General features: G+C 71.1%; 24 protein-coding genes. 17 read left to right on the top strand and 7 right to left on the bottom strand.

Features of this window, described 5'->3' with window-relative positions; genetic code table 11:
- Position 1 precedes the first annotated feature (1 nt).
- From IEY82_RS10120 to IEY82_RS10110, 3 genes are all read left to right on the top strand, one after another.
- On the top strand, positions 2-469 hold the full coding sequence (locus IEY82_RS10120; protein WP_308425800.1) for a (2Fe-2S)-binding protein: 468 nt from the start codon (positions 2-4) through the stop codon (positions 467-469).
- Complete coding sequence (locus IEY82_RS10115; protein WP_189123770.1) at positions 466-1,284, top strand: FAD binding domain-containing protein; 819 nt, start codon at positions 466-468, stop codon at positions 1,282-1,284. Before IEY82_RS10120 ends, IEY82_RS10115 begins: the two co-directional genes overlap by 4 nt.
- A 91-nt stretch (positions 1,285-1,375) precedes the next feature.
- Entirely contained in the window at positions 1,376-1,720 is a 345-nt protein-coding gene (locus IEY82_RS10110; protein WP_189123769.1) for a hypothetical protein, read from the top strand.
- 325 nt (positions 1,721-2,045) lie between these two features.
- On the opposite strand, the gene IEY82_RS10105 is transcribed toward IEY82_RS10110, so the two are convergent.
- Both IEY82_RS10105 and IEY82_RS10100 read right to left on the bottom strand, forming a co-directional pair.
- Positions 2,046-3,431: a glycine--tRNA ligase gene (locus IEY82_RS10105; RefSeq protein ID WP_189123768.1), complete on the bottom strand. Its 1,386-nt coding sequence runs from the start codon at positions 3,429-3,431 to the stop codon at positions 2,046-2,048.
- 104 nt (positions 3,432-3,535) lie between these two features.
- Positions 3,536-3,823 (bottom strand): antibiotic biosynthesis monooxygenase family protein, encoded by a 288-nt coding sequence (locus IEY82_RS10100; RefSeq protein ID WP_189123767.1) that lies wholly within the window; start codon positions 3,821-3,823, stop codon positions 3,536-3,538.
- 63 nt (positions 3,824-3,886) lie between these two features.
- Between IEY82_RS10100 and IEY82_RS10095 the strand changes: the two genes are divergently transcribed.
- From IEY82_RS10095 to IEY82_RS10075, 5 genes are all read left to right on the top strand, one after another.
- Complete coding sequence (locus IEY82_RS10095; protein ID WP_225262563.1) at positions 3,887-4,306, top strand: DUF6703 family protein; 420 nt, start codon at positions 3,887-3,889, stop codon at positions 4,304-4,306.
- Positions 4,307-4,366: 60 nt separating this feature from the next.
- Positions 4,367-5,263 carry a metal ABC transporter substrate-binding protein gene (locus tag IEY82_RS10090; protein ID WP_189123766.1) on the top strand — a complete coding sequence of 299 codons (897 nt, stop codon included), beginning with the start codon at positions 4,367-4,369 and terminating at the stop codon, positions 5,261-5,263.
- On the top strand, positions 5,263-6,054 hold the full coding sequence (locus IEY82_RS10085) for a metal ABC transporter ATP-binding protein (protein WP_189123765.1): 792 nt from the start codon (positions 5,263-5,265) through the stop codon (positions 6,052-6,054). The genes IEY82_RS10090 and IEY82_RS10085 overlap by 1 nt, the downstream gene beginning before the upstream one ends.
- Positions 6,051-6,920 carry a metal ABC transporter permease gene (locus IEY82_RS10080; RefSeq protein WP_189123764.1) on the top strand — a complete coding sequence of 290 codons (870 nt, stop codon included), beginning with the start codon at positions 6,051-6,053 and terminating at the stop codon, positions 6,918-6,920. The genes IEY82_RS10085 and IEY82_RS10080 overlap by 4 nt, the downstream gene beginning before the upstream one ends.
- Positions 6,921-6,984: 64 nt before the next feature.
- Positions 6,985-7,374, top strand: a complete 390-nt coding sequence (locus IEY82_RS10075) for a Fur family transcriptional regulator (protein WP_189123763.1) — start codon at positions 6,985-6,987, stop codon at positions 7,372-7,374.
- Here IEY82_RS10075 and IEY82_RS10070 read toward each other — a convergent pair.
- Positions 7,314-8,210: a DMT family transporter gene (locus tag IEY82_RS10070; protein ID WP_225262561.1), complete on the bottom strand. Its 897-nt coding sequence runs from the start codon at positions 8,208-8,210 to the stop codon at positions 7,314-7,316. The genes IEY82_RS10075 and IEY82_RS10070 overlap by 61 nt on opposite strands.
- A 91-nt stretch (positions 8,211-8,301) precedes the next feature.
- Here IEY82_RS10070 and IEY82_RS10065 point away from each other — a divergent pair, with 91 nt between their 5' ends.
- Positions 8,302-8,850: a CGNR zinc finger domain-containing protein gene (locus IEY82_RS10065; RefSeq protein ID WP_189123761.1), complete on the top strand. Its 549-nt coding sequence runs from the start codon at positions 8,302-8,304 to the stop codon at positions 8,848-8,850.
- 29 nt (positions 8,851-8,879) lie between these two features.
- Here IEY82_RS10065 and IEY82_RS10060 read toward each other — a convergent pair whose 3' ends face one another.
- The 3 genes from IEY82_RS10060 to recO form a co-directional block, all read right to left on the bottom strand.
- Positions 8,880-9,416: a YceI family protein gene (locus tag IEY82_RS10060; RefSeq protein ID WP_189123760.1), complete on the bottom strand. Its 537-nt coding sequence runs from the start codon at positions 9,414-9,416 to the stop codon at positions 8,880-8,882.
- A 110-nt stretch (positions 9,417-9,526) separates the two neighbouring features.
- Positions 9,527-10,300 carry an isoprenyl transferase gene (locus IEY82_RS10055; RefSeq protein WP_189123759.1) on the bottom strand — a complete coding sequence of 258 codons (774 nt, stop codon included), beginning with the start codon at positions 10,298-10,300 and terminating at the stop codon, positions 9,527-9,529.
- Positions 10,297-11,031 carry a DNA repair protein RecO gene (recO, locus tag IEY82_RS10050; RefSeq protein ID WP_189123758.1) on the bottom strand — a complete coding sequence of 245 codons (735 nt, stop codon included), beginning with the start codon at positions 11,029-11,031 and terminating at the stop codon, positions 10,297-10,299. The genes IEY82_RS10055 and recO overlap by 4 nt, the downstream gene beginning before the upstream one ends.
- Positions 11,032-11,174: 143 nt before the next feature.
- Between recO and IEY82_RS39835 the strand changes: the two genes are divergently transcribed.
- From IEY82_RS39835 to IEY82_RS10020, 6 genes are all read left to right on the top strand, one after another.
- On the top strand, positions 11,175-12,683 hold the full coding sequence (locus IEY82_RS39835) for a CDP-alcohol phosphatidyltransferase family protein (protein WP_189123757.1): 1,509 nt from the start codon (positions 11,175-11,177) through the stop codon (positions 12,681-12,683).
- Complete coding sequence (locus tag IEY82_RS39830; protein ID WP_189123756.1) at positions 12,680-13,396, top strand: DUF5941 domain-containing protein; 717 nt, start codon at positions 12,680-12,682, stop codon at positions 13,394-13,396. The genes IEY82_RS39835 and IEY82_RS39830 overlap by 4 nt, the downstream gene beginning before the upstream one ends.
- Before the next feature lie 577 nt (positions 13,397-13,973).
- Positions 13,974-15,380, top strand: a complete 1,407-nt coding sequence (locus IEY82_RS10035) for a glycoside hydrolase family 16 protein (protein WP_189123755.1) — start codon at positions 13,974-13,976, stop codon at positions 15,378-15,380.
- A 379-nt stretch (positions 15,381-15,759) separates the two neighbouring features.
- Positions 15,760-16,707 (top strand): isopenicillin N synthase family dioxygenase, encoded by a 948-nt coding sequence (locus tag IEY82_RS10030; RefSeq protein ID WP_225262558.1) that lies wholly within the window; start codon positions 15,760-15,762, stop codon positions 16,705-16,707.
- Positions 16,708-16,785: 78 nt separating this feature from the next.
- The gene (locus IEY82_RS10025; protein WP_189123753.1) at positions 16,786-17,019 is read left to right on the top strand and encodes a hypothetical protein; all 234 of its coding nucleotides are present in this window, start codon (positions 16,786-16,788) and stop codon (positions 17,017-17,019) included.
- Positions 17,016-17,405, top strand: a complete 390-nt coding sequence (locus IEY82_RS10020; protein WP_189123752.1) for a hypothetical protein — start codon at positions 17,016-17,018, stop codon at positions 17,403-17,405. The genes IEY82_RS10025 and IEY82_RS10020 overlap by 4 nt, the downstream gene beginning before the upstream one ends.
- Positions 17,406-17,421: 16 nt before the next feature.
- Here IEY82_RS10020 and IEY82_RS40135 read toward each other — a convergent pair whose 3' ends face one another.
- Positions 17,422-19,776, bottom strand: coding sequence for a GH1 family beta-glucosidase (locus tag IEY82_RS40135; RefSeq protein WP_189123751.1), 2,355 nt, complete (start codon positions 19,774-19,776; stop codon positions 17,422-17,424).
- Between the two features lie 98 nt (positions 19,777-19,874).
- Between IEY82_RS40135 and IEY82_RS10010 the strand changes: the two genes are divergently transcribed.
- Together IEY82_RS10010 and ddaH are read left to right on the top strand one after the other, a co-directional pair.
- Positions 19,875-20,360 carry an Lrp/AsnC family transcriptional regulator gene (locus tag IEY82_RS10010; protein WP_189123750.1) on the top strand — a complete coding sequence of 162 codons (486 nt, stop codon included), beginning with the start codon at positions 19,875-19,877 and terminating at the stop codon, positions 20,358-20,360.
- Positions 20,361-20,472: 112 nt separating this feature from the next.
- Complete coding sequence (gene ddaH / locus IEY82_RS10005; RefSeq protein WP_189123749.1) at positions 20,473-21,270, top strand: dimethylargininase; 798 nt, start codon at positions 20,473-20,475, stop codon at positions 21,268-21,270.
- Position 21,271: the final 1 nt, after the last annotated feature.

The following is a 21,271-nucleotide window of genomic DNA, read 5'->3' as shown; positions in this document are numbered from 1 at the left end:
CGTGCGAGTTGAGATCACCGTCAACGGGCAGCCGCACAGCCGGGAGGTCGAGCCCCGGCTGCTGCTCGTCCACTTCCTGCGCGACACGCTGTCGCTGACCGGCACCCACGTCGGCTGCGACACCTCCAGCTGCGGCGCCTGCACGGTCATGCTCGACGGCGTGGCGGTGAAGTCCTGCACTGTCCTGGCCGCGCAGGCCGACGGCTGCTCGGTCACCACGGTCGAGGGGCTGGGCGGGCCGGACGGGCTGTCCCCCGTGCAGGAGGGCTTCCGGCAGTGTCACGGCCTGCAGTGCGGCTTCTGCACGCCGGGCATGGTCATGGCCGCCACCGCGCTGCTCACCGAGCGGCCCGACCCGTCGGAGCAGGAGATCCGCGACGGGCTGAAGGGCAACATGTGCCGGTGCACCGGCTACCAGATGATCGTCGAATCGGTCCAGTGGGCGGCCGCGAACGGAGGAGCACGATGATCCCGGCGGGCTTCTCCTACGTGCGCGCGGGCTCCGTCCAGGAGGCCCTCGCCGAGCTCTCCCGGCACGGCGGCGCCGCGAGGCTGCTGGCGGGTGGCCACTCCCTGCTGCCCGCGATGAAGCTGCGGCGGGCCGAGCCGGGCGTCCTGGTCGACATCGGCCGCCTGCGCGAGCTCTCGTACGTCAGACTGGACGGCGATCAGGTGGCGGTCGGCGCGCTGACCAGTCACCGGACCCTGGAGCGGGATCCGGTGGTCGCCGAGCAGGTGCCGTTGCTGGCCGCCGCCGCGCGCCGGATCGGCGATCCGCAGGTCCGCAACCGGGGCACGATCGGCGGTTCGCTGGCCCACGCCGACCCGGCCGCCGACCTGGCCGCGGCCGTGCTCGCCCTGGACGGCGTGCTGGTGGCCCACGGCCCGTCGGGGGTCCGGGAGATCCCGGCCGGCGAGTTCTTCACCGGCCCGCGGCAGAGCGCGCTGGCGGCGGACGAGCTGCTCACCGAGATCCGGCTGCCGGCCGCGGCGGGCCTGGCCCACGCCTTCGAGAAGTTCAGCCGCCGGGCCCTGGACTGGGCGGTGGTCGGGGTCGCCGTCCAGTCGCGGCCCGGCGGGCGCACGGCCGTCGCGCTGATCGGCATGGGCCCGACGCCGCTGCGGGCGGTGGCGGTGGAGGAGGCGCTGGCGGCGGGAACGCCCGCCGCCGAGGCCAGGTCGCTCGCCGCGCGAGGCTGCGAACCGCCCGACAACGCGGTGGCGAGCTCGTCCTACCGCGCGCACCTCGCCGAGGTCCTGGTCGGCCGCGCCCTGGCCCTCTGACGCCGAGGCCGGCGGCGTCATGGCGGCGCCGGCCTCCGACGGTTCGACCCGCGCTCTCAGGGGAGGGAGTAAGGGTGGCATAGGGGGAGAAATGCGCAGGCAACCAGAGCATGCGCCGGCCAGCGCCGACCGTGCCGACCAGGAAAAGACCATCCAGGAACAGGCCGTTCGAGACAAGGCCGTCCAGGAACAGGCCGTCCAGGAACAGGCCGTCCAGGAACAGGCCGTCCAGGAACAGGCCGTCCAGGAACAGGCCGTCCAGGAACAGGCCGTTCGAGACAAGGCCTTCCGGGACAAGGCCGTCCGGGAACAGGACCCGCAGAAGGAACAGGCCGAAGAGGAGACCTGGCGCCGGCCGTGGGGGTCCACGCCAGGACTGGAGAGCGACGACGAGTTCAGGCGACTCGAGGAGCTCAATCCCGACGACTTCGAGTGAGGCCCGGCTCGACCGGCTCAAGACCTCCGACGGCGCGTACACCGATCGTGGCAGTACAGCCAGGATCTGGAGCCGCGCTCGCCGGGGAGGTCAGGCCGTCTTCTCACGCGGCTCCCTGCTGGCCGTGCGATGGGCCTCGGGACGCCGCCCACATCATGCCGCCCACCCTGGGCCAGGGCGCCGACCCAGACGCTGGAAGACGCGCGGGTGCTCGGGCGCGAACTCGCCGGGCCCGCTGAGGTGCGCGCCACCTGACGACGCGGCAGGCCCTGGCGATGTCCCTCGACGGGTCATCTGACTCAGGGCCTGATCGCGGAGCCGGCTCTCAGTCGTTGAGGTGCTGGCGCAGGTAGGAGTCGACCTGGTCGAGGGCGATGCGCTCCTGGGCCATCGAGTCGCGCTCGCGGATGGTCACGGCCTGGTCGTCGAGCGTGTCGAAGTCGACCGTGATGCAGAACGGCGTGCCGATCTCGTCCTGGCGGCGGTAGCGGCGGCCGATCGCGCCGGCGTCGTCGAACTCGACGTTCCACCGCCTGCGCAGCTGGGCCGCCAGGTCGCGCGCCTTGGGCGACAGGTCGGCGTTGCGCGACAGCGGCAGCACCGCGGCCTTGACCGGGGCCAGCCGGTGGTCGAGCCGCATGACCGTGCGCTTCTCCATGACGCCCTTGGCGTTGGGCGCCTCGTCCTCGGTGTAGGCGTCGAGCATGAACGTCAGCGTCGCCCGGTCGACCCCGGCCGCCGGCTCGATGACGAACGGGACGTAGCGCTCGCCGGTGTCCTGCTCGAAGAAGCTGAGGTCGACACCCGACGCCTTGGAGTGGGCGGTCAGGTCGAAGTCGGTGCGGTTGGCGATGCCTTCGAGCTCGCCCCACTCACCGCCGGTGAAGTTGAAGCGGTATTCGACGTCGACCGTGCGCTTGGAGTAGTGGGACAACTTCTCCTTGGGGTGCTCGTAGAGCCGGAGGTTGTCCTTGTTGATGCCCAGGTCGGAGTACCAGCGGAAGCGCTCGTCGATCCAGTACTGGTGCCACTCCTCGTCGGTGCCGGGCTTGACGAAGAACTCCATCTCCATCTGCTCGAACTCGCGGGTGCGGAAGATGAAGTTGCCCGGCGTGATCTCGTTGCGGAACGACTTGCCGATCTGGCCGATGCCGAACGGGATCTTCTTGCGCGCCGACTGCTGCACGTTGAGGTAGTTGATGAAGATGCCCTGCGCGGTCTCGGGCCGCAGGTAGGCCAGGCCCGACTCGTCCTCGACGGCGCCCAGGTAGGTCTTGAGCAGGCCGCTGAACTGCCGGGGCTCGGTGAAGGCGCCCTTGTTGCCGCAGTTGGGGCAGGTGATGTCGGCCAGGCCCCGCTCGGGCGCCCGGCCGTTCTTCTCCTCGTACGCCTCGACCAGGTGGTCGGCGCGGAAGCGCTTGTGGCAGGACTGGCACTCGGTCAGCGGGTCGGTGAACGTCTCGACGTGACCGCTGGCCTGCCAGACCTCGCGGGCCAGGATGACGCACGAGTCGAGGCCCACGACGTCGTCGCGCATCTGGACCATGCTCTGCCACCACTGGCGCTTGACGTTGTTCTTGAGCTCGACTCCCAGGGGGCCGTAGTCCCACGACGCCCGCAGACCGCCATAGATCTCGCTCGACGGGTAGACGAGCCCGCGCCGCTTGGCGAGGCTGACGATGGTGTCCATGACGTCTGTACGGCGTGCCATGTCGTTGGATCTCTTTCCGGCTGGAGGTCGGCGAGGGGATGTGAGCTCCCAGCTTAGGGGACATCGGCGAGCCCTCGCGCGCGACCGCTGCCGCCCGGCCGCGGCTACGTCCCGTCTTGGGGGTAGACGTCCTCGAACGCGCTGGGTTCGTTGACCATGAGGATCATCAGCGGGTACATCGCCATCCGCGCGGCCGACAGCGCCCGGCGGTAGAAGCCGGCGCCCTCCCATTCGCTGACCAGCGCCCACAGGTTGGGCTCGTCGACCGAGCGGGCCAGCCTGCCGCGCAGGTAGCCGGGCTGGGCCGCCAGCGTGTCGAGGATCGCGTGGCCCTGCTTGACGAAGTCCTGGGACTGCGACTCCGGAACGATGTAACGGATGACGGCGAGCACGTCACCAGGATGTCAGAGGATCACCCTGCCCTGGGCGTTTCCGGCGGCGCTAGGCTCGGGCCCGTGGCCACCAACGACGACCGCCGCCGACGTTCCCGCACTCAGCAGGGCCCCGGCGGCCCGCGGGCCCCGCGGCAGAAGCGCCCGCTGCCCGCGGGCGAGCAGTTCTTCACGCCGGGCGCCATCGGCCTGCGCAAGAGCGTCGAGACGCGCAGCGCGGCCCCGATGGCCTACCTGTTCACGCAGGTGCCCCGGTGGCTGGTCCCGGCCGTGCTGGTGGTGCTGCTGCTGACGGGGTTCGCCGTGGCGGCCTGGCCGGGCGCGCTCGCGGTGCTGCCGGTGCTGGCGTTCGTGGCCTGGCTGGCCTATCTGTCATGGCCGTCGCTGGGCATCGGCGGGCGGCTGCTGCGGGTGGTGATGCTGGCGTTCCTGGTGGTGCTGGCGGCCGACCGGTTCGGGGCGTTTCAGTCGCTCCCCCGATAGATTTTGACAATCATTTTCATTTTCCCTCATACTGGGGGCGTGATGTCGCGAACGCCCCGAATGCTTGCTGTAAGTCTCCTGACCGGCGCCCTCCTGCTGAGCGCCGGCGCGTGCGGGGCGGGCGGAGGCGAGACCCCCGCCGGCGGCAAACCCGAGGTCGTCGCGTCCATCTATCCGCTGCAGTGGCTGAGCGAGCAGGTGGCCGGGCCCGACGCGAAGGTGGTCGGGCTGACCGCTCCCGGCGTCGAGCCGCACGATCTGGAGCTGGGCGCGCACCAGGTGGCCGAGCTCGAGGACGCCACGCTGACCGTCTACGTCAGGGGCGTGCAGCCCGCCGTGGACGAGGCGGTCGCCGAGGACCGCGCCTTCGACGCCGCCACCGCCGTCAAGACGATTCCCGCGGGCGGGCACGCCGAGGAGGGCGAGGAGGGCCACGAGCACGAGGTCTCCTACGACCCGCACCTCTGGCTCGACCCCTCGCGCCTGGCCACCGTCGCCACCGCGCTCGGCGACCGGCTGGCCACCGCCGACCCCGCCCACGCGCAGGGCTACCGCGAGCGCGCCGCCCGCACGGCGGCCGAGCTGCGGGCGCTCGACCAGGAGCTGACCAAGGGCCTGGAAAACTGCGCGAGCAGGACCATGGTGACCGCCCACGAGGCGTTCGGCTACCTGGCCGACCGCTACCGTCTCAAGCAGATCGGCATCACGCTCGACCCCGAGACCGAGCCCTCCCCCGCCCGCGTCGACGAGGTCGCCCGCCTGGCCAGGGCCGAGAAGGTCAACACGATCTTCACCGAGTCACTGGTCAGCCCCAAGGTCGCCGAGGTGCTGGCCAAGGAGGTCGGCGCCAGGACCGGGGTGCTCGACCCGCTGGAGACCCGGCCCGAGGGCGGCGACTACCTGTCGGCCATGCGGGCCAACCTGACCGCCCTCCGTTCCGCCCTGGGATGCGCGTGATGAACGAGACCGTCTTCGCGATGACCGGCGGCCGGATCACCATCGACCGGCGGCCCATCCTGCGGGGCGTCGACCTGACCATCCGCCCCGGTGAGGTCGTCGCCGTGCTGGGCGCCAACGGCTCCGGCAAGTCCACGCTGGTCCGCGCGCTGCTCGGCCTCATCCCGCTGTCCGGCGGCCAGACCCTCCTGTACGACCGGCCGCCCGCCCGCTTCCGCGACTGGTGGCGCGTCGGCTACGTGCCCCAGCGGCTGCAGGTCGGCGGCGGGGTGCCCGCCACGGTCCGCGAGGTGGTGGGCTCGGGCCGCATCGCCCGGCAGAGCCTGCTGCGCCCCACCAGCCCCGCCGACCGCGCGGCCACGGCCGCGGCCATGGAGGCGGTCGGGCTCGCCGACCGCGCGGGCGATCCGGTGCAGGAGCTGTCCGGCGGCCAGCAGCAGCGGGTGCTGATCGCCCGCGCGCTGGCCGGCGAGCCCGACGTCTACGTCATGGACGAGCCCACCGCGGGCGTCGACGCCGCGACGCAGCAACTGCTCGCCGACACGCTGGCCCGGCTGACGCTCGACGGCCGGACCATCGTGCTGGTCGCCCACGAGCTCGGCCCGCTGGAGCCGCTCATCACCCGCGGCATCGTGATCCGCGACGGCCGCATCGCCTACGACGGCAGCCCGCCCCAGCCCGAAGGCGAGTGCGCCAGGCCGGGCCACCAGCACGTGCACCCGCACGCGCCGGAGACCATCGGCCGGGGAGCGCCCGCGGGGCCGCTGAACGGCTGGCAGGGGGAAGCATGATCTCGCTTCTGCAGAAGGAGTTCTTCCAGCTGGCGCTGATCGCGGCCCTGCTGGTGGGGCTCTGCGCGCCGGCCGTGGGCACGTTCATCGTGCAGCGGCGGCTCTCGCTCCTCGGCGACGGCATCGGGCACGTGGCCCTGACCGGCGTCGCGCTCGGCTTCCTGACCGGCACCGCGCCCGTCTTCACCGCCGTGCTGGTCGCCGTGGGCGGAGCCGTGGCCATCGAGATCGTCCGGGCCCGGGGCCGCACCAGTGGCGACGTCGCGCTCGCGCTGATGTTCTACGGTGGCATCGCGGGCGGAGTCATGCTCATGGGCATCGCGCCCGGCGGCAGCAACGCCAAGCTCAACTCCTACCTGTTCGGCGCCATCGCCAGCGTCACCTCGCAGGACATCTGGATCATCGGCGCGCTGGCCGTCGCGGTGATCGCGGTCGTGCTGATCTTCGGCAGGGAGCTGTTCGTGCTCTGCCAGGACGAGGAGATGGCCCGGGCCAGCGGCCTGCCGGTGCGCCTGCTCAGCCTGGTGATCGCCGTCACCGCCGCGCTCACCGTGGTCATCGCCATGCGCGTCGTCGGCCTGCTGCTCGTGAGCGCGCTGATGGTGATCCCGGTGGCCACCAGCCAGCAGCTCACCAAGGGTTTCCGCACCACGATGGCGCTGGCCATGCTGTTCGGCGTGGTCGCCGCGGTGGGCGGGCTGCTCGGCTCCACCCTGTCGCCCAGGGTGCCACCCGGCGCCGCGATCGTGCTCCTCGCCCTGACGGGCTTCGTCCTGGCCCTGGGTGTGGGTAGATTCGTACGCCGAGGCCGGGCCCAGGAGTCACCGGTGGGCGAGCAGCCGATCAGCGCGAGGGAGGTCACGTGACCGTACGAACTGAGGGCGTCGACGGACGGAGCGCCGTGGTCACGGGGCCGGCGGAGGGGGCGTCATGAGCGCCAGACGCGACGCCGTGCACGACACCCTCCGCCGCAGCGAGGGCTTCCGCAGCGCCCAGGACGTCTACGCCGAGATGCGCCAGCACGGCGCCAAGATCGGGCTGACCACCGTCTACCGCGCCCTCCAGGCCCTGGCCGACGGCGGCCACGTCGACGTGCTGCGCACCGACGACGGCGAGTCGGTCTACCGCGCGTGCGCCAGCGGCGACCATCACCACCACCTGGTCTGCCGCCGCTGCGGCCACACCGTCGAGGTGGCCGGGCCCGCCGTCGAGCGCTGGGCCGAGACGGTCGGCGGCGAGCACGGCTTCACCGACATCACTCACACGGTCGAGGTCTTCGGCACCTGCTCGTCGTGCTCGCCCACGGTCCGGGCCGGCTGAGCGCGTCGCGAGCCGTAGAGCACGCCGAGCACGATCACCACGCAGCCGGCGAGCTGCAGGGGCGAGGGGCGCTCACCGAGCACCACCGCCGACAGCGCCACCGTGGTCATGGGCTGCACGAGCAGGAGCAGCGCGGTGAGGGCGGCGGGCTGCCTGGGCAGCGTGTACGTGATCAGCATCCAGCCCAGCACCTGCGGCCCGAGCGCGAGCAGCAGCAGCCAGCCGTGCGCGGGCCAGGCGGGCGCGAAGTCGGCGCCGCCGAAGAGCGGGCTCAGCGCCGCGATGGCGAGCGTGGCCACCACGGTGGCATGCGCCAGCGGCCCGGCGGTGCGCTGCGAGCCCGCCTTCATGAGCAGCAGGAAGGCGGCGTACGACACCGAGGTGGCGATGCCGGCGAGCACCCCCAGCATCGGGTCGGAGCCGTAGGCGGCGTTGTCGAAGACTCCGGAGATCAGCACGACTCCGCCGAACACCACCGGCGTGGCGATCATCAACGGGTTCGACGGCCGCTCGCGGAAGAAGGCCCAGGCGGCGAACGCGACGATGAACACCTGCAGGTTGCCGAGGACCGTGGCCAGACCGGCGCCCACGTAGTCGATCGCGTGGTGCCAGAAGAGCAGGTCGAGGGCGAACAGCAGGCCCGCCAGCCAGGCCAGGGTGCGGCTGCGGGCGGGCAGCGGGCCCAGCCTGCGGCGTTCGAGCAGGGCCAGCACGATCATGGGCGGGACGGCGTACGCGCACCGGAAGAACGCGGAGGTGGCGGGCTCCACGTCCGCCAGCCGCACCAGGGGCGCGGACGTGGAGATGATCAACGCTCCAACGACCGCGATCAGCACAATACGCCGATATGCACTCACGGAACCCCCCGACGGCCGTGGCTAGAGATACGCTGCGACCACGCTAGAACCGGTCCCGACAGGAGTCAACATGCTGTTTGGCCATGACATGGCGCACGCGCTGGCCACCGTCGTCGAGCTGGTCAACACCTCCCCCTCGACCGGCGGCGGCGACGAGCTAGCCGGCCTGGCCGACCTGCAGTCCTTCACCCGGTCACGCGAGGTCAGCGGCGTGGACACGCTCACCACCCGCGACCTCGGGCAGGTGCGGCTGGTGCGCGAGTCCTTCCACCGTGTCTTCACCGCCCCCGACCAGCCGACCGCCGTGCGCCTGCTCAACGCGATGCTGTCGGAGACCCGGATCACCCCCCGGCTGACCGAGCACGACGGTCACCCCCTGCACATGCACTACTTCGCCGCCGACGCGACCCTGGCCGAGCACCTCGCGGCCGACTGCGGCGTGGCCCTGGCCCACCTGATCGTCGACGGCGAGTGGGAGCGGCTGCGCACCTGCTCGGCCCCCGACTGCGAGCGGGTCTTCGTCGACGAGTCGCGCAACCGCTCCCGCGTCTACTGCGACAGCCGCACCTGCGGCAACCGCATGCACGTGGCCGCCTACCGTGCCCGCCGCCGCGCCTGACCCCCCGTCCGGGCGCGCGGCGGGCCGGGTCACATCGCGGTCGCGGTGACCGCGAAGACGAGGTGGAAGTAACGGCCGGTCATGCCCTTCTCCCGGGTCAGGCCGAAGGCGTAGCGGTCGACGGTGGCCTCGGCCCGGGCCCGCAGCGTGCTGCCCTCGGCGACGAGGTAGGTCAAACTGAGCACCGTGGGCCCGGTCACGCCGCGCACGGTCAGCTCGCCGGGGACGCGGGTCCCGTCGGCCGCGCGTTCGACGGCGCGGGCCCGGAAGATGATCTCGGGATGGGCGGCGACGTCGAGGTAGACCGCCGACCTGACCTTGCCGTCGCGCACCGGCAGGCCGGTGTCGACGCTGCCCGCCCTGATCACCACGTCCACCGTCGACTCGGTGAGGGGCTCGGCGACGCGCACCTCACCGCGGTCCAGCGCGAACGAGCCGCGCACCGGCAGGAGGCCGAAGAGGTGACGCGTGCCGAAGGTGATCTCCGTGGCCTCCGGATCCAGGCGGTAGACGCCAGGCCCCGGCTCGGTGGACGGATGCGCGTGAGATGCCTCTGTGCCCTTCATGTACGTCACGCTAGGCGATCGGGGCCGCATCGGGGAATCGTGCTGAGTGTCCCTCGGGGGTGTACCTGAGTACACCCCCGAGCGTCCACGACGTACGTTGCCCGGGGCCGTCAGACCTGGTTGGGGACGGCTCCGCCGTATCTCCGGTCACGCTTGGCGTAGATCTCGCACGCCTCCCAGAGGTCTCTGCGGTCGAAGTCGGGCCAGAGCCGGTTGAGGAAGACCATCTCGGCGTAGGCCGACTGCCACAGCAGGAAGTTGGAGAAGCGCTGCTCACCGGACGAGCGGACGAACAGGTCGACCTCGGGGATGTCGGGCTCGTCGAGGTAGCGCGAGAAGACCTTCTCGTTCACCTTCGACGGCTTGACCCGGCCCGCCGCGATGTCCTCGGCCAGCTTGACCGCGGCGTCGACGATCTCGGCCTGGCCGCCGTAGTTGACGCAGAACTGCAACGTCAGCCTGCGGTTGCCCTCGGTCATCTCCTCGGCGGTCCGCAGCTCGTCGATCACGCTCTTCCACAGCCGGCCCGGCTTGCCCGCCCAGCGCACCCGCACGCCCATCGCGTGCAACTCGTCGCGGCGGCGGCGGATCACATCGCGGTTGAAGCCCATCAGGAAGCGCACCTCGTCGGGCGACCGCTTCCAGTTCTCGGTGGAGAAGGCGTAGGCGCTCAGATAGGGGACGCCCAGCTCGATGGCGCCCTCGATGACGTCGAACAGCGACGCCTCGCCCGCCTTGTGCCCCTCGGTGCGGGGCAGCCCGCGCGCCTTGGCCCAGCGACCGTTGCCGTCCATGACGATCGCCACGTGCCGGGGCACCAGGTCACGCGGGATCGGCGGCGGCGTCGCACCCGAGGGATGCGGGGACGGTGGTCGGACGTTCACGCTGGCTCCCTTTCGACGTGTCGCAGAGAGCGTATTCCGTGTTCGAGGTGCCATTGCAGATAAGCGGCGACCAGACCGCTGCACTCGCCGCGGTGACGTGACTCCGAGGCGTCGGCCGCCGCCCAGTCGCCGCGCAGCAGCGCCGTCATGAGCCTGACCGTCTCGAACGCCGGCACGACCGAGCCAGGCGGCTTGCAGGCGCCGCACACCACGCCGCCGGCCACGATGGCGAACGCCCTGATCGCCGGGGCCTGGCACTTGGCGCACGCCTCCAGCGCGGGCGCGTAGCCGGCCACGGCCAGCGAGCGCAGGAAGTAGGCGTCGAGCACCAGCCGGGCCTCGTGCGTCCCGTCGGCCAGCGTGCGCAGCCCGCCCACCAGCAGCAGGAACTGCCGCAGCGCCGGCTCCTTCTCGCCGTGCGTCAGCCGGTCGGCGGTCTCCAGCATCGCGGTGCCCGCGGTGTAGCGGGGGTAGTCGGCCGCCAGCGTCTCGCCGTACGGTCTGATCGTCTCCGCCTGCGTGACGACGTCGAGCGTGCGTCCGGCGTGGAGCTGCAGGTCGACGTGCGTGAACGGCTCCAGCCTGGCGCCGAAGCGCGAGGTGGTGCGGCGCACGCCCTTGGCGACGGCGCGCACCTTGCCGGTGCGCCTGGCCAGGACGGTGACGATGCGGTCGGCCTCGCCGAGCTTCTGTGTCCGCAGGACCACGCCTTCGTCACGGTAGAGACTCACCTGTCCATCTTAGGGGCGCGCGCTCTTTTCGTTACGGGCACGCGTCGGGTGACGCGGCTCTGCGCAACTCTCATTAGACTTTGTCGCCTGTCCCCCGCAATACCCGTTGTTTCATCCCCCCGCCACCGCCTCGAAAGGGAGTCATGACCCGCGTGGTCCTGCTGGGCTCTTCGCCCGGCCCCGACACCGCTCCGACCGGACTGAGGCTCGCCGTTCTCCCAGGCAGTCCCACCGTCTCCGAGCGGCTGCGCAGCCAGATCCTCTCCCTGGATCCGCGGCCCGCCACGATCGACACGGGCGACGTGGCCGCCGCCCTGCGCGCCCTGGCCGAGGTCGCCGAGTCGGCGACGGAGAGCCTGCTCATCCTCCCCACCGACTCCGTGATCCACGACGAGCTGATCTACCAGATCACCAAGACCAAACGCGGCGCGCTGGCGCTCATCGCCAAGGAGCCGCGTCCCGAGACGGTCGAGGAGGCTCAGCCCGACATCGTCCCGATCGACGAGGCCGAGCCCGAGATCAGCGATCGCCGGCTCGAAGGGCTGCCGATCCGTTCGCGCGCCGGCAAGTCGCGCATCATCTCCGTCGGCACCGCCCACCACGCGGTGACCAGGCCCAACGCCGTGCTGCTCGGCCCCCTCCACCTGAGCCCGCGCCACGCGCCCACGCTGGCCGCCACCTGCCGCGAGCTGGCCGGCATGGCCGACGTGTTCGGCGCCGACGACGACCTGGTGCAGCTGATCGTCTTCGGCCTGGTCCGCAACGGCGTCTCGGTGGGCATCCGCGGCCGCCGCGACCTCTTCTACCGCAGGGTCACCACCCAGCAGGAGGCCGACGAGGCCGGCGCCGCGATGGTCGGCATGGACGAGGACCGGGCCCGGCTCGACAACGCGGTCAAGGGCGCCGACGGCTTCTTCACCACCTACTTCGTCTCCACCTACTCCCGGTTCATCGCCCGCTGGGCGGCCCGGCGCGGCCTGACGCCCAACCAGGTGACGCTCATCTCGATCGCGCTGGGCGTGCTGGCCGCGGCCTGCTTCGCGACCGGTGACCGGCCGTGGATGGTGGCGGGCGGAGTGCTGATCTACTTCGCGTTCGTCTTCGACTGCGTGGACGGGCAGGTCGCTCGCTACGCCCGCAAGTTCGGCGTGCTCGGCGCGTGGCTCGACGCGACGTTCGACCGCTTCAAGGAGTACGTCGTCTTCGCCGGTCTGGCCATCGGCTGGGTCGTCTCGGGCAACGGCGACGACATCTGGATCCTCGCCCTGGCGGCGATCGGCCTGCAGTCGGTGCGCCACCTGCTCGACTTCTCCTTCGGCATCGCCAACCGCCGCAAGCCGCCCGGTCAGCTGCCCACGCTGCCGCTGACCGCGCCCTCCGACAAGGAGCTGCGCCGGGCGCTGCAGAGCCGTAAGGTCGAACGGGCTCAGGGCATCCGCGGCCTGCTCAAGATGTGGAGCAAGGCCGGCCGGTTCCGCGCCGTCCACTGGGCCCGCAAGATGATCGTGTTCCCCATCGGCGAGCGGTTCGCGGCCATCGCGATCACCGCCGCCCTCTTCGACGCCCGCATCACCTTCCTCACCTTGGTGATCTGGGGCACCGTCGCCGCCATCTACACCCTCACCGGACGCCTCATGAGGTCGCTCGCATGATCACCCAGCCGCAGGCCGCCGCCACCACGCCGGACCCCGACGAGGAGCGCCGGCGCATCCAGACCGCCCGCCTGCTCGCCTACCGCGACGACGGGCCCCTCGTCAACGCCGTCGCCGGAAAGGTCGGCAAGGGGCTGCCGCCGGTGCCCGCCACGCTCGCCGCCCTGGTCGCGGTCATCGCGATCGCCGCCTCGGGGGTGCTCCGGCCCGGGCCGACGCTCCTGCTGCCGGTGCTGGTCGTCGTGCTGCTCGTGCTGCCGACGGCGCCACGCGACCACCTGGGCAGGCTCGACTGGCTCACTCCGCCGTTGCTGCGCGGCACCGAGTTCCTCACCATCATCGTGGTGGGGCTCGCCGCCGACGCGCCGAAGTGGCTGCTGTTCGTGCTGGTGTACGTGGTGGGCTACCACACCTACGACACCGTCTACCGCACGCGGCAGAGCATCTGGCCGCCCGTCTGGGTGTTCTACGCGGGGCTCGGCTGGGAGCTGCGGCTGCTGATCATCGGCGTGGGCGCGGCGCTCGGCTGGCTCACGGTGGTGCTGGCGATGCTCACGGCCTACCTGTTCGTGCTGTTCGCGGTGGAGAGCGTGACCAGCTGGGTGCGCCTCGACAAGGCCTCCGCCCAGGCGGGCGCCGACGCCGAGCAGGACCTGGAGGCGTCCCCCGAGGACGTCCTCGAACAGGCCACCGGCGAGGCCGAAAAGGCCTGACCGGCGGAGAGCCCACCTGTTCCGCTTCTTCTCTTTTCTCTTTCCCGCGCGGCACGGCCGAGCAGCTCTTTCTGGTTCGGCACCGCGCTGAAAAGCCGTTCCATCTTTTACGGCACGCACGGGAGGGCCCACCCGCCGACCACGGCCGGGGGCCTCCAGGGATACGGCCGCTGACCCGCACAGGGCCGGCCGCCGCGACGACGCACCGTGAGTTCGGCATCGCGTCCACCGGCGGACCGGCCCCGCGCCATTTCGACCGGCCCGCGAAACCGGCCGATTTCACCACAACGACACCACAGGCCACAGCCATCCGGGCATCCGGCATCCGGCACCTGACCGGGTCAAGCGGATCACCGCCACGCGCCATGGGAGCTCCGCCGGGGCGCGGAAGGTGGTCGGCCGCGCGGCCAGCGCGACTCGGGTCGCGATCATGAGAGCGCTCTCCGGCATTGATAGCGCCCGCTTCACCGCCCTGTCAAGCCGACAGTGCAGTTTGTTGACACCCAGGTTAGCTCTGTGTTCAGATCTGCCTGAGAGAGCGCTCTCTCAGTCCGCCTCCCTCCCCCCAGGAGCAGCGATGACAGCTGGCAATCCCACCCGGCGCAGACGACTGGCGGCCGTGGCCGCGGCGCTGGTCACCCTCACCGGCCTGTTCACGCACGTCGCCGTAAGTGCCTCCGCGGCCGTGCCCACCACCCCCTCGGGCTGGTCACTGGTCTGGTCCGACGACTTCAACGGCGCGTCGGGATCCGCGCCCTCGTCGGCGAACTGGATCGTCGACACCGGCCACTCCTACCCGGGCGGCCCCGCCAACTGGGGCACCGGTGAGATCCAGAACTACACGGCCAACTCCGCCAACCTCGGCCTCGACGGCTCGGGCAACCTCCGGATCACGCCGCAGCGCAGCAGCTCCGGCGAGTGGACGTCGGCGCGCATCGAGACCCGGCGGGGCGACTTCAAGCCCGCCGACGGGCGCATCCTGCGCATCGAGGGCCGCGTGCAGATGCCGAACGTGACCGGCGACGCCGCCCTCGGCTACTGGCCGGCGTTCTGGGCCCTCGGCTCGCCCTACCGGGGCAACTACTGGAACTGGCCGGCCATCGGCGAGTTCGACATCATGGAGAACGTCAACGGCCTCAACTCCGTCTGGGCTGTGCTCCACTGCGGCGTCAACCCCGGCGGGCCGTGCAACGAGACCAATGGCCTCGGTGCCAGCCGGGCCTGCCCCGGCTCGACCTGCCAGTCCGCCTTCCACACCTACCGCTTCGAGTGGGACCGCAGCGTCAGCCCCAACCAGCTCCGGTGGTACGTGGACGGGCAGCAGTTCCACAGCGTCAACCAGTCGCAGTTCGACGCGGCCACGTGGAACAACATGACCGGCCACGCCGGCTACTTCCTGCTGCTGAACGTGGCCATGGGCGGGGCGTTCCCCAATGGGGTGGCCGGGTTCGGCACCCCGACCGCGGCGACCGTGCCCGGACGGTCGATGCTGGTCGACTACGTGGCGGTGTGGCAGAGCGGCACCGGCTCCACCCCGACCCCGACGATCACGCCGACCGTGCCCGGCGGCGTGGACGCCCGCTCGACCATCCAGGCCGAGCGCTACCAGGCCCAGTCGGGGACGATGGTGGAGACCACGACCGACTCCGGCGGCGGCCAGAACGTCGGCGGCATCTCGGGCGGCGACTGGCTCCGCTACGACGGGGTCGACTTCGGCACCGTGGCGGCCCGGCAGTTCAAGGCCCGGGTGGCCTCGGGGGCGGCCGGCGGTGTGAGCGGCCTCGTCCAGGTCCGCCTCGACAGCCCCACGGCCACGCCGATCGGCGACTTCGCCGTGGGCAACACAGGGGGCTGGCAGAGCTGGCGGACCATCCCGGCGAACATCTCAGGCGTGACCGGGACGCACACCGTCTACCTGACGTTCAGCAGCGGCCAACCGGCCGACTTCGTCAACGTCAACTGGTTCACCTTCTCAACGTCCTGACCCCAACGCCATGACCCCAACGTCACGGCCTCGACATCATGACCCCCAGGTCGTGAACCCCAGGTCGTGAAACCCACGTCGCAGCCTCGACGTGGTGACTCGACGTGGTGACTCGACGTGGTGACCGGGTGACCGCTCAGACGGCTGGCCGGGCGTCGTAACGGCGCCCGGCCACGCGCCGGTTAGCGGCCGTATCCCTGGAGGCGCCCAGCCACGAACGGCGGCTGGGCTCTCCTTGGCGGTGCCGTAACAGAAGGCCTTTGCAGAAGGGTTTTGCAGAAGTCCGTGCCTCCAACGCGGTCCTGGCGTCGATGCCGATCGCCTCGCCATCGCCGATCGCCTCTCATGCGGAACAACGGGCATGCGGAACAATGGGGCCGTGAGCGAATTGCCGGTGATCGACATAACGCCTCTTCGCACGGGTGGTGACCCCCGCGCCGTGGCGGACCGGATCGGGGCGGCCTGCCGCGACAACGGGTTCTTCTACGTCTCGGGTCACGGCGTGCCGGCCGACCTGGTCGCCGGGCTGGACGCGGCGAGCAGGAGGTTCTTCGCGCTTCCGGACGAGCTGAAGAACGAGATCTCGATGGACCGCGGCGGCCGGGCCTGGCGCGGCTTCTTCCCCGTCGGCGGCGAGCTCACCTCCGGCCGTCCCGACCTCAAGGAGGGCGTCTACTTCGGCGCCGAGGAGCCGCCGGGCGACCTGCCGCTGCACGGCCCCAACCTGTTCCCCGAGCAGGTGCCGGAGCTGCGGGAGGCGGTGCTCGCCTACCTCACGGCGATGACCGGCGTCGCCCAGACGGTGATGTCGGGCATCGCCCTCAGCCTGGGGCTGGAGGCCGGCTACTTCCGTGAAGGCTACACGGCCGATCCGACCATCCTGTTCCGGATCTTCCACTATCCGCCCGCGCCGCCGGACACCGACTCCTGGGGCGTGGGTGAGCACACCGACTACGGCCTGCTCACGCTGCTCCTCCAGGACGACAACGGCGGCCTCCAGGTGCACACCTCGCGCGGCTGGATCGACGCCCCGCCGGTGCCCGGCACGTTCGTCTGCAACATCGGCGACATGCTCGACAAGCTCACCGGCGGCCTCTACCGGTCGACCCCGCACCGGGTGCGCAACCTCAGCGGCAACGAGCGGCTGAGCTTCCCATTCTTCTTCGACCCCGGCTGGGACAGCGAGGTGCCGCCCCTGCCCTATTCTCCGGGGGGCCGTGCCCGCTGGGACGGCCAGGACCTGCGCGCGTTCAGCGGCACCTACGGCGACTACCTGCTCGCCAAGGTCTCCAAGGTCTTCCCCCACCTCGCCGGCAACCTCGGCTGACCGCTTCCCCAGCGAGCTCCCTGCAGAGTTCGCGCAAGCTCGGTAGCGACGATCCCGCTAGGGGTATAGCGTCCACGTGTGCTCTCCACGTACCAGGAGATTCGCGATCGGGTCTACGAGCTGTGCCGCAAGCATGAGCCACGTCCAGACTGGGCCGCGGACACCAAGTTCGGCCGTGTGCTGTTCCTGTATGACGTCACCCAGGTAATCGTCGCCAGGACGTTCGTCCCGACACAGTTCATCGATCAGACCAAGCTCGCGAAGCTCGAACGCGACCTCGCTCATCTCTTCGGGGAAGGATGGCTCCTGTGACCCAGCAGATCAGCGTCATCATCGACGTCACCCGCCAAGACGGCTACTGGAACGGCATTCCGCGCGACACCCCCGGTAGTGGCGCGGGCCGGACGCTGGCCGAGCTAGAGGAGGAGCTGAGCGCGATCATGCCGCTCATGCTCGGCTGCGAACCGGACGAGGTCGAGTTGGTATACAACTACACGGGCCTGCCGCAGGAGGTGCGGCAGGACCTGGAACGGTTCCGGACGCTGCGCGAACAGCGTGACCAGATCGAAGAGAGCCTCCGGAAGATCGGCAGTCGGGTAGCGACCCGGCTCAAAAAGGAAAAAGTCACCGACGAAGACACGGGACGGCTGCTCGGCGGACTGTCACGGCAACGGGTCGGGCAGCTCAGGGCCGGTTGAGCCCTGGCTGCGACGGTCAGGTGGTTTCGCGCACCACGAGGTGGGTGGGCAGGACGACCGAGCCGGTGTGGCGGCCGTCGAGCCGCGACAGCAGGAGCCGGGCCAGGGCCAGGGCCTGCTCGCTGACCGGCACCCGGACCGTGGTGAGCGCCGGGGTGGTGGCGGAGGCGGCGTCGATGTCACCGAAGCCGACGATCGCCAGGTCGTCGGGCACCCGCCGCCCGGCCTGCCGGGCGGCGCGCAGGGCGCCGATGGCCAGCTGGTCGGAGGTGGCGAGCACGGCGTCCAGCCCCGGCACGTCGCCCATCAGCCGGCGGGCCGCCGCCGCGCCGGACTCGCGGTCGAGCCCGGCCGGCGCGGTGATCGGATGCAGCCCGGCCTGGTGCAGCGCGTCGCGGTGGCCGGTGAGCCGGTCCTGGACGGCGACGAGGTCGGTCGGCCCGCAGATGATGCCGAGCTGACGGCGGCCCTGGTCGAGCAGGTAGGCGGTGGCGGCTCGGGCGCCGCCTGTGTTGTCGACGTCGACGTACGGGACGAGGGAGGCGATGGCGGGCCTGCCCAGCAGGACGACGGGCACCTCGGTGCGGGCCAGCCGTTCGGCGAGCGGCCCGGCGCCTTCGGGGAGCACGAGGACGACGCCGTCCACCTGGTGGGTCTCGACGTGCCGCACGATGCGGCGTTGGCTCTCGGCGGTGTCGGCCAGCATGAGCACGATCTGCTTGCCGGCCCCCTCCAGGAGGCTGGTGACGTACTGGACGACGGCGGAGACCAGCGCCTCGCCGCCGGGCTGAGGGGGCGACAGGATCAGCGCGACCGCGTTGGCGCGCCGCGTGACGAGGCTCCTGGCGGCCGCGTTCGGCACGTAGCCGAGCTCCTGGACGGCCCGCAACACGGCGGCGCGGACCTCGGGGCTGACCGACGCCTCGCCGTTGACCACCCGTGAGACGGTCGCCCTGGAGACCTGGGCGCGGGCGGCGACGGTCTCCAGGGTCGGCCGTTTCGGCCGGTCGACGCCGAGCCCGTTGCGCTTGATGACGTCGCGGTACCACAGCGCGCTGTCCTTCAGCCGCCGTCGCTGGGTCGCGAAGTCGACGTGCACCAGCCCGAACTTGCGCTGGTAGCCGTCGGCCCATTCGACGCAGTCGAGCAGCGACCAGACGAGGTAGCCGCGGACCCGGGCCCCCTCGTCGAGCGAGGCGCGGAGGACCCGTAGGTGCTCTTCGAGGTAGCTCGTCCGGTCGACGTCGTGGATGCCGTCACCGGTGACGACGTCGACGAAGTCGGCGCCGTTCTCGGTGATCATCAGCTCGGTGTCCGGGTATTCGCGGGTCAGGCGGCGCAGGACCAGTGACAGGCCACCCGGCATGATGGGCCAGCCCATGGCGGTCACCGCCGTCGGCACGCTGCAGAACAGGATCCCCTCGCTGCCGGGGAAGGCGGGGTCGGCGGCGGCGCTCGGCTGCGCCCGCACCACGACGGGCGTGTAGTAGTTGACGCCGAGTAAGTCGATGGGCCGGCCGATGACGTCGAGGTCGCCGTCGTGGACGTGACCGAGCCCCGCCTCCCGTTCGATCACGGGGAGCAGGTCGCCGGGGTGGCGGCCGCGCAGGATCGGCTCCACGAACTGCCGGTTGAGCAGCGTGTCGATCCTGGCCACGGCCTCGGCGTCCTCCTCGGACGGCTCCACGGCGAAGTCACCGAGCTGGGCCGGGGTCAGGACGGGCGACAGGTTGAGCACGACGCCGACCCGAGAGGCGCCCGACGAGCGCAGCGCCTCGGCTCCGAGCCCGTGCGCCAGCAGCATGTGGTGGGCGGCGACGAAGGCGTCGGCCGCCGAGCGCCGTCCGGGGGCGTGGACGCCGGAGCCGTGACCGATGAAGGCGGCGACCCACGGCTCGTTCAGGGTGAACCAGGTGTCGACCCGGTCGCCGAGTCGCTCGTGCGTGACCCGCGCGTAGTCGGCGAACCGCTGGGCCGTGTCGCGGGAGGTCCAGCCGCCGCGGTCTTCGAGGGCCTGCGGCAGGTCCCAGTGGTAGAGGGTGGCGTAGGGGGTGATGCCGGCGCCCAGCAGCTCGTCGACCAGCCTGTCGTAGAAGTCGAGGCCGAGGTCGTTGCGGCGGCCGGCGCCCTCGGGCAGCACGCGAGACCAGCTCACCGAGAACCGGTAGGCCGTCATGCCGAGGTCGCGCATCAGGCGGACGTCCTCGGGGTAGCGCCGGTAGTGGTCGCAGGCGGGGTCGCCGTCGCGCCCGCCGGGGAAGGCGTCCCAGATGGACGGACCCTTGCCGTCCTCGCCGGAGGCGCCCTCGATCTGGTAGGCCGACGTCGACACTCCCCAGATGAACCCCTCCGGGAACCGCGCTGTGCTCATGTCGATGATGATCTCATTTGCCGAAACCCTCCGGCGACCTGGCGGGGCCACAGTCTGCCGCATCGCGCGGTGGTGGGGTTAGGCGATATACAGGCCCCGTGGAACTGGATCGGCTGGATCGTGACATCATCGCGGCGCTCGTCGAGGACGCCCGCGCGACCTACGCGGAGATCGGGCACGACGTCGGTCTGAGCGCGTCGGCCGTCAAGCGCAGGGTCGACCGGCTGCGCGAGACGGGGGCGATCACCGGGTTCAGCGCCAGGGTGGCGCCGCGGGCGCTCGGCTGGAACACCGAGGCGTACGTCGAGCTGTTCTGTCAGGGCAAGACCAAGCCGTCCGACATCGCGCTGGCGATGGCGCGCTACCCCGAGGTGGTCGCCGCGGCCACGATCACCGGCGAGGCCGACGCGCTGCTGCACATCCGCGCCACCGACGTGCGCCACGTGGAGCGGGTGATCGAACGCATCGCGGCGGAGACCTTCGTGGTGCGCACCAAGAGCTCGATCGTGCTGTCCAGGCTGGTGGATCTGCCGACCGGAGCCGTCGCGTCCGACCCACGCAACGGATCACCGGTGGGCGGCTGAGAGTCGCAACGGAAATTAACCTACACGCAATATTGCCCGCTTGGCCTGCGTAAACATCTCTTCCTAGGCTGGCCCCGTCATCTCTCTGCCTTAAACCATGACGGAGACCTGCATGCCCAAACACTTCCTGATGTGCCGTCCGGAGCACTTCACGGTCGAGTACGCGATCAATCCGTGGATGCGTCCCGAGGCGGGCGCCGATCGCGACCTCGCGATCCGGCAGTGGGAAGGACTCAAAGCGGCGTACGAGAACCTCGGGCACAAGGTCAGCCTCATCGATCCGGTGGAAGGGCTGCCGGACATGGTGTTCGCCGCCAACGGCGCGCTGGTCGTGGGCGGGCGCGCCTACGGCGCCAGGTTCGCCTACCCGCAGCGCGGGCCCGAGGGCCCGGCCTATCTGCGCTGGTTCACCGACCGGGGCTATCCGGTCCGGGAGCCGGAGCACGTGAACGAGGGTGAGGGCGACTTCCTCGCGCTGGACGACGTCGTGCTGGCCGGCACCGGCTTCCGCACCCACCTCGCCGCGCATCAGGAGGCACAGGAGTTCCTCGGCCGCCCGGTGGTGTCGTTGTCGCTGGTAGACCCGCGGTTCTACCACCTGGATACGGCACTATTCTCACTAGACGGGCGTAATGTCGCGTACTTCCCTGACGCCTTCTCCCAAGGCAGTCAGGAGGTCCTGCGGCGGCTGTTCCCGGACGCGGTGCTCGCCGGCGCGGCCGACGCCGAGGTGCTCGGGCTCAACGCGGTCAGCGACGGCACGAACGTGGTGATCAACTCCGAGGCCGTCGACCTCCGGCGGGAGCTGGAGCGGCGCGGCTACGAGGTGATCCCGGTCGACCTGTCGGAGCTGCGCAAGGCAGGTGGCGGCCCCAAGTGCTGCACACTGGAGATCAGGGGGGAATTCTGAG

The sequence above is a fragment of the Nonomuraea cavernae genome (assembly GCF_014646355.1).
GTDB classification, from domain to species: domain Bacteria; phylum Actinomycetota; class Actinomycetes; order Streptosporangiales; family Streptosporangiaceae; genus Nonomuraea; species Nonomuraea cavernae.
Note: the sequence above shows the minus strand (reverse complement) of the source record. Positions and strands in the feature narration are given on the sequence as shown.

Bases quoted from the DNA above. Each gene is read 5' to 3' on its own strand.
- IEY82_RS10090 (WP_189123766.1), top strand. From the start codon at position 4,367: ATGCTTGCTGTAAGTCTCCTGACCGGCGCCCTCCTGCTGAGCGCCGGC.
- IEY82_RS10115 (WP_189123770.1), top strand. From the start codon at position 466: ATGATCCCGGCGGGCTTCTCCTACGTGCGCGCGGGCTCCGTCCAGGAG.
- IEY82_RS10065 (WP_189123761.1), top strand. From the start codon at position 8,302: ATGCTGTTTGGCCATGACATGGCGCACGCGCTGGCCACCGTCGTCGAG.
- IEY82_RS10075 (WP_189123763.1), top strand. From the start codon at position 6,985: ATGAGCGCCAGACGCGACGCCGTGCACGACACCCTCCGCCGCAGCGAG.
- IEY82_RS10105 (WP_189123768.1), bottom strand. From the start codon at position 3,431: ATGGCACGCCGTACAGACGTCATGGACACCATCGTCAGCCTCGCCAAG.
- IEY82_RS10060 (WP_189123760.1), bottom strand. From the start codon at position 9,416: ATGAAGGGCACAGAGGCATCTCACGCGCATCCGTCCACCGAGCCGGGG.
- IEY82_RS10080 (WP_189123764.1), top strand. From the start codon at position 6,051: ATGATCTCGCTTCTGCAGAAGGAGTTCTTCCAGCTGGCGCTGATCGCG.
- IEY82_RS10085 (WP_189123765.1), top strand. From the start codon at position 5,263: ATGAACGAGACCGTCTTCGCGATGACCGGCGGCCGGATCACCATCGAC.
- IEY82_RS40135 (WP_189123751.1), bottom strand. From the start codon at position 19,776: ATGAGCACAGCGCGGTTCCCGGAGGGGTTCATCTGGGGAGTGTCGACG.
- IEY82_RS39835 (WP_189123757.1), top strand. From the start codon at position 11,175: ATGACCCGCGTGGTCCTGCTGGGCTCTTCGCCCGGCCCCGACACCGCT.
- IEY82_RS10035 (WP_189123755.1), top strand. From the start codon at position 13,974: ATGACAGCTGGCAATCCCACCCGGCGCAGACGACTGGCGGCCGTGGCC.
- IEY82_RS39830 (WP_189123756.1), top strand. From the start codon at position 12,680: ATGATCACCCAGCCGCAGGCCGCCGCCACCACGCCGGACCCCGACGAG.
- IEY82_RS10110 (WP_189123769.1), top strand. From the start codon at position 1,376: ATGCGCAGGCAACCAGAGCATGCGCCGGCCAGCGCCGACCGTGCCGAC.
- ddaH (WP_189123749.1), top strand. From the start codon at position 20,473: ATGCCCAAACACTTCCTGATGTGCCGTCCGGAGCACTTCACGGTCGAG.